This window comes from Ralstonia sp. Ralssp135, assembly GCF_047304345.1.
GTDB classification, from domain to species: domain Bacteria; phylum Pseudomonadota; class Gammaproteobacteria; order Burkholderiales; family Burkholderiaceae; genus Ralstonia; species Ralstonia chuxiongensis.
This window is the reverse complement of the sequence record NZ_JBGLYZ010000023.1, coordinates 71,855-84,957: the sequence shown is the minus strand read 5'-3', so window position 1 is coordinate 84,957 and position 13,103 is coordinate 71,855. Positions and strand designations below refer to the sequence as shown.

Sequence of the window (13,103 nt, the reverse complement as noted above, 5' to 3'; positions counted from 1 at the left end):
AGCTGCACCGGCTCCGGCCGCTGCTGCGCCGGCACCCGCTGCAGCACCGGCCGCGCCGGCTGCAGCTGCCGCACCGCAAGCCTCTGCAGGCGAGGTTGGCAAGAAGGTTTACGAGTCGACTTGCCAGATGTGCCACGCCGCCGGAGTGGCTGGCGCGCCCAAGTTTGGCGACAAGGCCGCCTGGGCGCCGCGCATTGCCCAAGGCAAGGCCAAGTTGTATGACTCCGCGCTGCACGGCAAGGCCGCGATGCCGCCCAAGGGCACTTATGCCGGCTCCGATGACGACGTGAAAGCCGCCGTCGACTACATGGCCGCCGCTGCCAAGTAAGCGGTCCCGCATTCCCGAAGAAGCCCGCCCCGTGCGGGCTTTTTTGTTTGCCTGCCGCGGCAGTGGCAGACGCGGGGCATGCCGTTTGCTACGCCTAATTCGAATGTGCGGAGAACGAGGCAGCCCTGCTGCTTCACCCCGCGTACGTCTGTGCAATGAGGCAAACGGAGGTTGCAATGCGAACGGAACGAACGACGCTGATCTACTGGGTGGCTGCCGCGTTGGCAATCGGTAGCTCGACCGCCATGGCGGCCGACAACTGGGTCAAGCTGGCCCCGTTGGCCGACAACGGCGGCTCGCTCTATCTGGACAAGGACTCCATCGAGCACAACAAGGATGGCACCGTGCGTGCCACGACGCGCGACGCCTATGACGCGCCGCGCAAGCTATCCGACGGCAGGGCGTATCAGTACGACACACGCACGTCCGTCTACGACTGCAAGGAAGGGCGCATCCTGCCGGTCAGCGCGCTGATCCAGGACGGCCAGCACGCCACGGTGCTCACCAAAAACATCGACGGCCCCCGCTGGGAAGCCGTCGTGCCGCGCTCAGAGGGCGAGGCGATCCTGCACGCCGTTTGCCAAAAATAGCGCGCTGACGACGGCGTTACTGGACGGCCGCTGCCGGCGCGAGGTCGACGCGCAGCGTACCGTCCGCATCCATGCGCGTGGTGCCGCGCGCAGCGGCCTCGCGGTAGTGATACAGGTCGAAGCGCAGCGGCCCGTGCGTTGATGTATCGGTAACCAGCACGCGGCTGTTGGTCACCAGCACGTTGTACATCTTCAGGTCACCTGACTGGATCCAGATGCGGCTGGCCGCGTCGGTGGGCGCAGACGCGCACAGGGCCGGCGCAGGGCCGAAGCCGAGCACCAGCCCGTCAGGCGTGACACGCGCCGTTTTCATCTGACCGATCAGCCGCGGCGGTGGAAACACAGTGTATTGGTCCAGCACCATGTCATTACCGTCCAGCTTGGCGCCGTCGCGATTGAGCGGCGCAAGCTGCGACAACTCCAGCCCCATCCCCTTGAGCAGCGCCAGCGTCTGGATGCCCATCACGCGGGCCTCGGTAGGCGTATAGACGAGGTAGCGCGATTCCTTGAGCGCCAATGTGCCGCGCATGCCGAACGGCAGCCACACGCCGGGAAAATGATTGCGCAGCTTGAGCCCGCCCGACACGTCGAGCACGCCGTCGCCTGGCGTGAGCGACAGCGCATTGAGCGAGCGCGGCGAATAGTCGAGCAGATACCGGTTGAACAGCGCGTCGAGCGAATCCTTGGGCACGGTTACTTCGCCGCCGAGGATGCGGATGTCGAACTGGCTCGGGTCGTCCATGTCGACGGGCTGGCCGGGCTTGTGCGGCACGAGCTGCGCGGTGAGTTGGTGCACACGGAAGCCGATGTCGCCGGTGATGCGGAAATCCACATCACGCATCTGCACGACGGGCGGTGCCGTGCCCGAGTCGCGCGCAACGGCGGGGCCGCTGGCGTTTGGCGCACCGGAGGACGGATCGCAGCGCTGCACCCATTGCTGGCGCACTGTGGTCAACTCCTTGCGCTGTGCGCTGGCCATGGGTGGCTCGGCAGCGCGGGCGAGGGCGCTGGCAAGAAGCCCCGTCAAGCCGAGCGTCACCAACACCAGGCGCAACATCAGGGCGGCGAGAGCGAAGGCGGGGGCGATCATGGCGCGGTCCTCTTGGCGAGTTGCAGGGTGGGCTTGCCCGCTTTGGCGACGGCAGGTGCCTTGGCGGCTCTGGCGGCGCTGAGCGTGTCGAACGACGGCATCAGCACGCGAATGCCGCCATCGGGCGAGAAGCGTAGCGACCCAGCCACAAGCTGATCGCGATAGCGATACAGGTTGAACACGAACGGCTTGGCCGGGTCGGCCACGACGATGTCGATGCGCGCATTCATCGGCATCGAGCGCATGAACCGGATGTCACCGCCGCGAAAGAGGATGTACGGGCGCTGCGCATCGGCGGCGTTGGCCAGCGGCGGCATCTGCGGGGTCCCATCGCCGATCTGCATGAGCAGCCCCTCGCGCGTGACGCGAATGGCGGAGAGCTTCAAATCCAGCGCGGGCGGCGGAAAGAGCTTGGGCACCTGCATGACGATCTCGCTGCCCGCCAGCTGCACGGCAGGCGTCGACACCGGCAACAGATCGGCCAGCTCGATATGCGCGGCGCCCATCAGCGCGCTGGCGTCCTGGCCTCGCACCTTGACCACGTTGGGGCGGAACACGATGGTTTGCGGGTCGCGCAGGACCAGCGGGCCGCGCAGTTCGATCGGCACCCAGGCGCCGCGACGGCGCATCTCGGCGCGCATGTCGAGCGTGCCGTCGTCGAGCGAGAAGCTGAAGTTGCGCAGCGGAGGGTCATCGCCCGACCCGCGCGCAAAGACCACGGTGTTGAACAGCGCGGCCATGCTCTCTGCCGTGACGCGCACTGAACCATTCACGGGCTGCAGCGTGTACGACGACACATCGTCGAGCCACACCGGATCACCTGGCGCACGCGGCACCATGCGCAGCGCGAGCTGATCGACCAAAAAGCCCACGCCACCATCGAAGCGGAAATCGACATGACGCAGATACGAGATCGCATCGGGCTGGCCGGAATCGCGCAGCGTGGCGGGCCGCACCTCGCGCGTGGCGAGGTTGCCCGACTGGAACGGCGCGCGCGCCTGGGCCCGGGCGTCTTCAAGCTGTTTGGCTTTTTCAGCTTCGATGGCGCCGTGTCCGTCGCCGGCGGTGGCGCAGCTTTGCAGCAGCAACGCCGCAACCACCGCGCCCGCAGCCCGGAGCGCGCTATTACGGTGACGCAAGGTCAAGTCCCACATCGACGGTCTCCTCGTCGTGAGAAACGCACCGGAAACGTTCCGGCAACCGACGCGGTCTGTCGCCGCGCTCGTGTAGAATTTTTTGCATGCCTGCCCGCAAACCAACCGGCGATGCCGGTCCACCCGCCATTCCGCCTGCCCGCGAGTTCACCATCGATGAACTGGCGCGCGCGGCTGAAACCACTGTCCGCAACGTCCGCTCGTATCAGGATCGCGGCCTGATCGATCCGCCCGAGCGGCGTGGTCGCGTGGGTATCTACACGCAGGCGCATCTGGGGCGGCTCAAGCTCATCAATCACCTGCTCGGGCGCGGCTACACGCTCTCGAACATCCAGGAGCTGCTCAAGGCCATCGTCGAGGGCCATGACCTGCGCTCCATCCTTGGGCTCGAATCCGCCATCGCCAGCCCGTGGTCGGATGAGTCGCCCAAGCACTACTCGCTTCTGGCGCTGGCCAAGCTGTTTGGCCGTGCCATGTCGCGTCAGGCGCTGGCGCGGGCCATTTCGCTTGGCCTGCTTGAACCCGATGGCCTCGGCTATCTGGCGCGCAGCCCGAAAGCACTGCTGGCCGGCGCGCAGATGGCAAAGGCCGGTTTCCCGCTGGTCGAAGTGCTCGACATCATCGAGCGTGCCCGGCCGCATACGCAGGCGGTGGCCGACGATCTTGTCTCCATGGTCGTGCGCGAACTCGACAAATACGGCAGCGATCTGCCGCCGGTCGAAGACGTGCCGCGTCTGGTCGACGTGATCTGGCGCATCCGTCCGCTGGCGCTGGTGGCGGTTGAAGCCGAGCTGATGCGCGCGCTTGAGACGGCCGCCAACAAATACCTGGGCGACCGCGTGGCGCAGGTCATCGAGCACATGCATGAACCGCCTGGCAGCGCGCCCGGGCCGGACAAAGGCTAGTGTCTCCGGCGCGCCCATGCGTGGGGCGCGCCTTATCTATTTCTAGTTTGATCCTGATACGACGGGTGCTGCAGGCGTTTTGAATGCCTGCTCAAGACCCGGCTGCACCTGCGGTCGAGAGCTTGCGGCGGATCGACGGCGACGGCGCTTCGCCATTTGCAGCGGCGTAGGCTTCGATTTCCGAAATCAGCTTGGGCAGGCGTGCAAGTGCGTCCCGGTTGTCTTCATCCCACGGGTGGAATGAAGGTCGGAAAAAGTCGAAGAACTCCGGAATGATCTTGCGCAGCGGTGCCGGGTGAATCCACAGGAAGTGGAACGCCTTGCCCAGACCGAAGAACTTGTTCTTGCAGGTGCGATCGGCAAAGATCAGCCGCAAGTGCACGTAAAACACCATCGACCAGAACATCAGCGTGGTCAGCAGCATCGTCGACGTGCGCAGGATGTAACGGCGCAGGCCCGGCTTGATGGCGAGGTTCCACACGTCGTAGCTGACGGCCTTGTGCTCGGTCTCTTCCATGGCATGCCACAGCCAGACCTGGCGGTAGCCGGGCTCCGAGTTGCGGCCCAGGCCATCTTCATGTGAAAGCACCTGGCCGGCCAGCATGGCGGTGTAGTGCTCCAGCGCCACGGTCACGGCCAACTGGTGCGACTTCGGCGTCCACTTGCGCAGCACATTCAGGAACTTGCCGACAAAGCGGTCGATGCGCGTGGCGGGCAAGCCGGCCCGGTCGAGCAGGTCGTTGTACAGCACGTGCTCGCGCGTGTGCATGGCTTCCTGGCCAATGAAGCCGGCCACGGCCTGCTTGAGTTCGGGGTCGGTCACCAGATGGCGGTAGTTGCGCACGCTGTCCATGAAGAAGCGCTCGCCGGTCGGGAAGAAGATCGACAGCGCGTTCAGGAAGTGGGTGACGTGCGTGCCTCGCTCGTGCCAGTTGCTGATGCGATCAGCAGGCAGGTGAGGATGCACGTCGCGGCGGACTGGCATCATGGGCGGTTCTCCTGGAATGTGGTTTCTGAAAGGCGCGTCGACGCGCGCCCTTGATCGAGGAATGCACAGAGGTCGGTCCCCACACGCACGGGGTCTTCCTCCATTGGGATATGGCCGAGTGCCGGATACATGCGCAGCGTGGCGCCGGGAATGCGGCGGGCAAATTCACCGGCATGCGCAGGCGGGATCCACCGGTCGCGCTGGCCCCAGAGGATGAGCGTGGGCACTCGGATCGAGGCCAGCCCGCTGGTATCGACATCGTCAAAGCGGAACTTCGGCACCATCTTGCCGATGGCCTGTCGTGCACCGTCGGCATAGAAGAAATCGGCGTAGCGGCGCAGCGTGGGTTCGGACACGCGCGACGGGTCGCCATACACATCGCGCGTGGCGGCGCGGATGATCCCCTCGGGCAGCATCCACGGCGACGTCAGCCGCACGCCCAGGTGATTGAACAGATCGATGTAGATCGGCAGCTTCATCGGAAAGCCCGCCGAATCGATCAGCACGAGCTTCTTGGCGCGGCCCGGGTGCCGCACGGCAAAGTCCCACGACACCATGCCGCCCAGCGAGTTGCCGATCAGCGTGAGTTTCGACAAGCCCAACGTATCGACAAACGCGTCGATGAAGTCGCGGTACAGCGGTAGCTCCATCGTGCGCGGGTGGCCTTGTGCGTCGCGCAGCGGGCCGGTGATGCCGAACGGCGGCAGGTCGAGCCGGATCACGCGATAGCGCCGCGTGAGCTGCGGCAGCACGCCGTCCCACGTATGCAGCGATGCGCCAAAGCCGTGGATCAGCAGCAAGGTGCCTTCCGAGTTGGCGGTGCCTTCATCGGTGTAATGCACGCGCGTGCCCATCAGCGGCAGATAGCGCGATTGCGGCTTGGCGTAGCGCGCGATCAGCACGTCGCGCCCGATGCTGCGCAGGCCGACGCGGCCGGGGCGCAGCATCGCGCGGGCGACGTTGAGCAGGTTCGCGCGCGGGGGGCTGGCGAACAGTTCGCTGGTGGTGGCCGTGTTCATCGGCGGCCCCTTATTTGGCGCGTACGGTGGCCGGCGACGTATCGTCGCGCAGGGCTTTCTTGCGCGTGCGGCGGGCTTCGCGCACGACCAGCGCCTGGTACGCCGCGGGCAGCACGCGGGCCATCACATCTGCGGCGTGGGCGTCGGGGCCGATCAGCACGCGGCGCTTGTTCTTGCGCACGCCATCCAGGATCACCTGCGCGGCCTTGTCTGCCGAGGTGATGAAGAACTTCTCAAACTCCGCCTTGCCCTGCTGTTCGTCGCGCACCAGGAAGCCGTTCATGCTCGGCGAGACGCGGCTCGACTTGGCAATGTTGGTCTTGATGCCGCCCGGGTGGACGCATGTGGCCGACACGCCGCAGTTCATCAGATCCAGTTCCTGGCGCAGGGCTTCGGTGTAGCCGCGCACGGCGTACTTGCTGGCGTTGTAGGCGCCCATGCCCGGCTGCGCGAAGATGCCGAAGATGCTCGACGTGTTGATGATGTGCCCGTTGCCCGTTGCCTTGAGCAGCGGCAAAAACGCCTTGGTGCCGTGCACGACGCCCCAGAAGTTGATGTTCATGATCCAGGCCAGCTCGTCGTCTTCCATGCCTTCGATCGTGCTGGACAGCGCCACGCCCGCGTTGTTGAAGATCAGGTTGACCTTGCCGTGCGCGGCGGCCGCTTCTTCGGCCCAGCGATACACGGCGGCGCGGTCGGCCACGTCAACCGCATGCGTGGTCACGCGGATGCGGTCGCCTTCATGCGCACGCACCAGTTGCAGCGTCTGCGCGAGCGCCGCTTCATTGCGATCGGCCAGCGCGAGATGGCAGCCTTCGCCTGCCAGCTGCAGCGCCAGCGAGCGGCCCATGCCCGACGCGGCACCCGTGATGGCGGCAACCTGGTTGTTGAATGACTTCATGGCGTGGTCTCCTTGGGGCTGACGCGCGTCAGACGCGGTCGAGCGCTTCTTCGTTAGGGGTGTTCTGGGCGGCGGGCACCGTGCGGGCAGGTACGCGCAGGGGCACGCCCTTCGGTACGGCCATCGGGCGCGTGCGGTAATCCGCCAGCCGGAAATGCGCCGTGGCGCGGCGGAATTGCCAGGTGAAACCCGGCCACAGCGTCGTGTTCTTGCCCGTCTTCGGATCGAGGTACCAGCTCACGCAGCCGCCGGCCGACCAGATCGCATTCGACAGCCGCTTCTGGATGCCGTCGTTGAAGCGGCGCTGCACGTCGGGACGTACGTCGATGGCCGCCACGTTGTGCGCACGCATCGACTTGAGCGCGTCAACGATGTACGCCACCTGCGACTCGATCATGAACACCATCGACGAGTGGCCGAGCCCCGTGTTCGGGCCCACCACCATGAAGAAATTCGGAAAACCCGACACCGTGGTGCCCAGGTAGGCCTCTGCGCCGTGCTTGTCCCACGCATCGACAATGTCCACGCCTTGGCTGCCAAGCAGCACGCCACGCGGGAACGGGTCCGTTGCATGAAAGCCCGTGCCGAAGATCAGGCAATCGACCTCGCGCCGCGTGCCGTCGGTGGTGACGATGGCGTTGGGTTCCACACGTGCGATGCCGGAGGTGATGACGTCGACGTTCTCGCGCGTGAGCGCCGGGTAATAGTCGTTCGAGATCAGGATGCGTTTGCAGCCGATGGTGTAGTTCGGCGTGACCTTCTCGCGCAGCGCGGGATCGGCAATGCGGCGCTTGATATGGCCGCGCGCCATGCGCTCCACCGCCTTCATCAGCTTCGGATGAATCACGAAGCCGAGCACGCGCGACTCCAGCATCCAATAGATGCCCGTGCGCATCAGCTTTTGCGTGAACGGCAGATGGCGGAACAGCCAATGCTCCGCGCGCGACACCTTGCGGTCGGGTTTGGGCAGGATCCACGGCGGCGTGCGCTGATACAGGTCGAGGCGGCCAACCTTCGGCGCGATCTGCGGCACGAACTGAATAGCCGAGGCGCCCGTGCCGATCACGGCCACGCGCTTGCCGCGCAGATCGTAATCGTGCTCCCACAATTGCGAGTGGAAAGCCTTGCCCTGGAAGGTTTCGATGCCGGGAATGTTCGGCCAGGCCGGACGGCTCAGGCCGCCCATGCCGGAGATCAGCGTGCGGGCGCGGTAGCGGCGGCCGTCGGCCATTTCCAGATTCCACACACCGGCGGCTTCGTCAAACGTGGCGCGCGTCAGTTCGTGATGGAAGCGCACGTGCGGGCGCACGCCAAATTCATCGGTGCAGCGCTCTAGATACGCGCGAATTTCCGGCTGCGGCGAATACATGCGCGACCAGTCCGGATTGGGCGCGAACGAAAACGAATACAAGTGTGATTGCACATCGCACGCGCAGCCGGGGTAATGATTGTCGCGCCACGTGCCGCCCACAGACCCCGCTTTTTCGAAGACGAGGAAGTTGTCGATGCCGTTTTGCTTGAGCTGGATCGCCATGCCCAGGCCAGCAAAACCCGTCCCGATGATGGCGGCATCGATCAGGGCGGGGGCGTCAGGGCTGCGCGGGGTCGGCGCAAAAGCGTCGGGGCGCGGAAAATCGGTCCGTGCGTTCACGTGGTGTCTCCGTGGGCACCACTTGGGCGCCTCTTAATGTGACATTGGTCGATGTCATCGTAGGAGGCCGCCAGAACCGAGTCAATCGGGCGATTGGAATGGCACGTCTAAAAGCGATGCATCGATCGCTTGAAACGGTTTTCCCTTATGAATCCGTCACTTGCGTGCGGTGCACAACGTCAGTGGCCGCCGGTGCGAAGGCACTCAACAACGCGTTGATGTGCGCAAGAAGCCGCGTGGCATGGCGCCCGGAGACGCGGATGTCACGCTCGCTACCGTCATTCACGGCACGGCGGAAGGCTTCCACCACGGCGTCGACGCTCGGGTTGTGCAGCAGCGCCAGCGCGCCTCCGGTGCGATGGGCCCACTGGCGCAGCCCAGGGCGGTCCATCGTGTCCAGCAGCGGCTGGAGCCGTTGCGCATCCTCAGCCAGCGACGACAGGAAGACCTGTGCCAACCCGGCTGCGGCGGGGTCGGCCCCCAGCGCGGCGTGCAGATCGTCGAGCGACAGGGCGAATGGCGCCTCCGGGGGCGCATCTGCGCTTGCGGCTTCGTGGCTCCACAGCGCAGCCAGCGCTTCCTGCAGCGTGACAAGCGTGGTCGGCTTCAGCAGGCTTGCGTCCATTCCCACGGCACGGCATCGCGCGTGCTCCTCGGCAAGCGTTGTTGCCGTGATGGCGATGATGGGCAGGCGAGGGCCGCCGGCGCGCTCTTCGTGGCGGATGTGCCGCGCCAGGTCGAAGCCGTCCATGCGCGGCATGTGGCAGTCCGTGAGCAATGCGTCAAACCGGTGTTCGTGCAGGCGCTCGAGCGCGACCACGCCATCTTCGGCCAGCGTGACCCGATAACCCAGCAGGCGGAGTTGCTTGGCGATCAGTTCGCGGTTGATCGGGTGGTCTTCCGCCACGAGGATGTGCGCACCCGGCGCGTCACAGGGGGCGACGGCGGGCTGTGCGTGCACCGCCGCGGTGGCGATCGGCACATGGTCGGATTGGGGAAGCGCGCGCTCGCACGCCTGTACAAATGCGTGCCAGTTCAGCGGATTGATGCTCAGCGTGTTGCCGGGTCCGGAATAGCACGCTTCCGGGGTGATGCGGATGGCGTGCGCCTCTGCCTGTGCGGTGGAGGTGAAGAGGATGTCGGCGTTAGCGGCGGGGCCCGCTTGCAGTCCGGCCGCGATCGCGAACTGCGTGAGGCTGTGCCGCACGGCCGGGTCGTCCACAACAATGGCAACGCTGCAGCCCGCCAGTTGCGGCAACGCATACCGCGCCTTGAGCATCGGCACGGCCAAGTGCAGCGTGACTGCCGTGCCGTGCCCGGGAACGCTTTCCATGACGAGCTTGCCGCCCATCAGGCCGGCAAGCTGGCGAGAAATCGCCAGGCCCAAGCCGGTGCCGCCGTAGCGGCGTGTGGTCGAGCGCTCGGCCTGCACGAACGGCGCGAACAGCGTGGCCTGAACCTCCGGCGAGATGCCGATGCCCGTATCGGAGACGCAGATGGCGAGGTGCGCCGTGTCGTCCGTCACGCGCGTGCATTCTGCCGAAAGCCGCACGCTGCCCGTATCGGTGAACTTGATGGCGTTGGAAAGCAGGTTGAACAGGATCTGCCGTAGACGAATGCTATCGACCGAGACGCTGGCCGGTACGTTGGCGGCCACCTCCACGTGCACGGCGAGCGCTTTCTCGTGCGCCCGACTTGCCAGCAGGCCCACCGTGCCGTCAAAGACCTCGCGCAAGTCTGTGGGCGACGGCGAGATATCCAGCCGGCCGGCCTCGACCTTTGCGTAGTCGAGGATGTCATCGAGGATGTGCAGCAGGGCGCGCCCCGAATCCTGCACCAACGAGACCATCTGCTTCTGCTCGCCTTCGAGCTTCGTCTGCTGCAGCAATTCGACCAGCCCAAGCACGCCGTTCATGGGCGTGCGGATTTCGTGGCTCATCATGGCCAGGAAACGGTCTTTCGCGTGCAACGCCGATTCCGCTGCGTTCTTGGCGGCTTCCAGCGCGTCGGCCTGCTCGCGTTCCGTGGTGACATCGCTCAGGTAACCGTTCCAGACCGTGCGGCCGTCGGCTTCGCGGTGCGGGATCGAGCGCGCGTGCAGCCAGCGCACTGAACCGTCCGGGCTGACATGGCGAAAGCGCTGATCGAACGGCGTCAGCTCTTGCGCGGAGGTCAGCACGCTCTCAAGAATCCGTTCCCGGTCGTCCTGGTAAATGAGCAGTTCGGGCGTGGACAGGTAGTCCAGCAAATCCTGGGGCTCAACGCCAAGCGTTTCGTGGGCCTTGCCCGCCACGTAAGTGATGCGTCCCTGTGCTTGGCCGGGCGGCAGCTCAAACTGGTAGACCAGCGCCGGCAGCGATTCGGTGACCTCGCGCAGGCGCTGCTCAAGGCGTTCGGCCCGCGCCTGCGTTTCGCGGATCTCGCTGATATCGACCAGCGAGGCGACGGTGCCAGCAGGTTGCCCATCCGGCAGATGGAACGGCTCGATCCAGTACAGCACGCTGCGTGATTGCCCGTCCGGCGTGTCGATGATGAGTTCTTCGCGCGTGCTTTCGCTGGCCTCCACCGCGCGTTGGTCGATATCGGACAGCGGCGACGTATTGCTGACCGAATACAGCCCCAGCTCCTGCGGCGTGTGCCCGAGCAGCGACGCCCGTGTGCGGCCGAACATGTTGCAGAACGCCGCATTCACGGCAACGTAACGGTGTGCGGCGTCATTGGCGACGAGCGGAAACGGCACGGCTTCCATCAGCGCGCGCTGGAAGCTCAGTTGACGGGCCAGGGTTTCTTCGGCACGGCGGCGCTGATGGTTTTCGCGGCGCAGTTGCATCTGCTTGATGAACAGTGCAACCAATGCCGCTAGCACCAGCGCTGCCGCCGGGCCGAACCTGCCGAGCACGGCTGAAGCGGATGGACCCAGCTGGTAGCTGACCGACAGCCACTTGTTGCGGATGCTCACCTGCTCGCCTTCCGGCATGGCAAAGAGCGCGCGATTGATGAGCGGGACCAGCGCTGCGTATCGCGCCGACACGGCCACGCCGATGCTCTCGATCGTGTTTGCGGAACCCGTGACCTTCAGTTCGCCTGGAAAGTGATGGCGGATCAGCGCGTCGGCCACCGGCAGGTTGACGATGGTGAAATCGGCCTCTCCGGTCGCTGTCATGGACAACGCCTCGTTGACCGAGCGCGCCGGAAGAATGCGGATCTTCGGTACGTTTTGATGCAGCAATGTGGTCAGCGTGTCGCTCGCCGGCAGAGCGACGGTCTTGCCGGAAAGCTCGGGCAGCGCGGCTACCGTGAGCGCGTCGCTGCGCCCCACGATCACCATCGGCGTCGCATCGATCGGCTGCGTGAACGTAAAGCCCGGCGGGCGGGAATCCTGGTCGGACATGCCGAGCAGGATGTCGACCTCGCCGCTGCGCGCCTTCGCGAGCGCTTCAGCCCAGTCGCGCACGGTCACCCGCTCGAAACGCAACCCGAGCGTACGCGAGAGAAAGTTCTGATATTCGGGAAAGATGCCGAGCATCGCGCCGCCCGATCCGTTGAAGGTGTACGGCATGTAGTCGGGATCAGCGGCGTAGCGCAGCGGCGGCAGCGATGCCAGCATCGCGCGCTCGTCGTCCGACAACTGCAGGCCCACAGACCACCCGCCCCCTTGCGTGATCCACCGCGCGCGCAGCTCGCTCATCGTCGCGTCGGGCAACTGGGCAAGATGGCGGTCCAGATAGCGGATCAGCATTGCCTGCCCGCGCGGCGCGGCAAAGTGCAGCGCGTCGACCTGCTGGTTTACAAGCTGCACGATCGAAAGCCGCCGGTAGCGCGGCTGCGACATCAACTCCCGCGTCGGATAGGTCACGCCCACGTAAGCGTCTGCCGCGTCATGCAGCACGGCGTCGAGGGCGTCTGCCGCCGTGGGCGTACTGATCAGGCGGATGCTCGGGTACTGCCCCGCCAGCTCTTCTTCGAGCGAAGAGCCTTGCTCGACGGCGATGCGCATGCCGGGGGCAAACGGGTTCTGCGCGACTTGCGTGTTGTCGTTGCGCGCGACCACCGCGGTGGGGCGTTCCAGATACGGTGCGGAATAGATGAGGCAGTGATCGTATTGCGAGCGGGGTGCCACGCTCATGATGATGTCGACGTCGCCCCGGCACGCCGCCTTGAGCAGGTCGTCACGCCGTGCGAAGACGTGCGGGATGACGCGTACCTGATCCTGCGGAATCAGATGCATCAGCAGATCGCCGGAGAAGCCGCTGAGCCGGTCGGCTTCGACGCCTTCCAGCGGCGCCATGGCATCGCTGATGACGCCCACGGTCACCTTGGACGGAAACTGCGTGAGCCGTTGAACGGCCTGCGCCGCGTCTTCCGCGTCGGCATCGCGCGTGCCACCCGCCCAGCCCAGTGCGACGGCGCAGGCGAGCAACCCTGCACCGATACCGATGCGCAGGCGGGCAGACGCCGCACGCGTGACGCGGGCCAT

The 13,103-nt window shown here is 65.7% G+C and carries 10 protein-coding genes; 3 read left to right on the top strand and 7 right to left on the bottom strand.

Going from position 1 to position 13,103, the window contains the following annotated elements:
- The coding region (locus ACCD03_RS16525) for a c-type cytochrome (RefSeq protein ID WP_413412307.1) at positions 1 to 328 on the top strand (328 nt) is incomplete at its 5' end.
- Between the two features lie 176 nt (positions 329 to 504).
- Positions 505 to 918, top strand: a complete 414-nt coding sequence (locus ACCD03_RS16520; RefSeq protein ID WP_253542118.1) for a surface-adhesin E family protein — start codon at positions 505 to 507, stop codon at positions 916 to 918.
- Positions 919 to 934: 16 nt separating this feature from the next.
- Here ACCD03_RS16520 and ACCD03_RS16515 read toward each other — a convergent pair whose 3' ends face one another.
- Together ACCD03_RS16515 and ACCD03_RS16510 are read right to left on the bottom strand one after the other, a co-directional pair.
- Positions 935 to 2,008 carry a DUF2993 domain-containing protein gene (locus tag ACCD03_RS16515; protein ID WP_325654661.1) on the bottom strand — a complete coding sequence of 358 codons (1,074 nt, stop codon included), beginning with the start codon at positions 2,006 to 2,008 and terminating at the stop codon, positions 935 to 937.
- Positions 2,005 to 3,162: a hypothetical protein gene (locus ACCD03_RS16510; protein ID WP_325654659.1), complete on the bottom strand. Its 1,158-nt coding sequence runs from the start codon at positions 3,160 to 3,162 to the stop codon at positions 2,005 to 2,007. The genes ACCD03_RS16515 and ACCD03_RS16510 overlap by 4 nt, the downstream gene beginning before the upstream one ends.
- A gap of 86 nt (positions 3,163 to 3,248) precedes the next feature.
- On the opposite strand from ACCD03_RS16510, the gene ACCD03_RS16505 reads away from it, so the two are divergent.
- Complete coding sequence (locus ACCD03_RS16505; protein WP_012436625.1) at positions 3,249 to 4,067, top strand: MerR family transcriptional regulator; 819 nt, start codon at positions 3,249 to 3,251, stop codon at positions 4,065 to 4,067.
- 91 nt (positions 4,068 to 4,158) lie between these two features.
- On the opposite strand, the gene ACCD03_RS16500 is transcribed toward ACCD03_RS16505, so the two are convergent.
- The 5 genes from ACCD03_RS16500 to ACCD03_RS16480 all read right to left on the bottom strand — a co-directional run bounded on the left by ACCD03_RS16500 (position 4,159) and on the right by ACCD03_RS16480 (position 13,103).
- Positions 4,159 to 5,055, bottom strand: a complete 897-nt coding sequence (locus tag ACCD03_RS16500; RefSeq protein WP_253542109.1) for a metal-dependent hydrolase — start codon at positions 5,053 to 5,055, stop codon at positions 4,159 to 4,161.
- Positions 5,052 to 6,074 carry an alpha/beta fold hydrolase gene (locus ACCD03_RS16495; protein ID WP_413412306.1) on the bottom strand — a complete coding sequence of 341 codons (1,023 nt, stop codon included), beginning with the start codon at positions 6,072 to 6,074 and terminating at the stop codon, positions 5,052 to 5,054. The genes ACCD03_RS16500 and ACCD03_RS16495 overlap by 4 nt, the downstream gene beginning before the upstream one ends.
- A 10-nt stretch (positions 6,075 to 6,084) precedes the next feature.
- A complete protein-coding gene (locus ACCD03_RS16490) occupies positions 6,085 to 6,975 on the bottom strand; it encodes an SDR family NAD(P)-dependent oxidoreductase (RefSeq protein ID WP_325654653.1) in 891 nt (296 codons plus the stop codon).
- A gap of 28 nt (positions 6,976 to 7,003) precedes the next feature.
- Positions 7,004 to 8,626 carry an NAD(P)/FAD-dependent oxidoreductase gene (locus ACCD03_RS16485; RefSeq protein WP_325654651.1) on the bottom strand — a complete coding sequence of 541 codons (1,623 nt, stop codon included), beginning with the start codon at positions 8,624 to 8,626 and terminating at the stop codon, positions 7,004 to 7,006.
- A 145-nt stretch (positions 8,627 to 8,771) separates the two neighbouring features.
- The gene (locus tag ACCD03_RS16480; RefSeq protein WP_413412305.1) at positions 8,772 to 13,103 is read right to left on the bottom strand and encodes an ATP-binding protein; all 4,332 of its coding nucleotides are present in this window, start codon (positions 13,101 to 13,103) and stop codon (positions 8,772 to 8,774) included.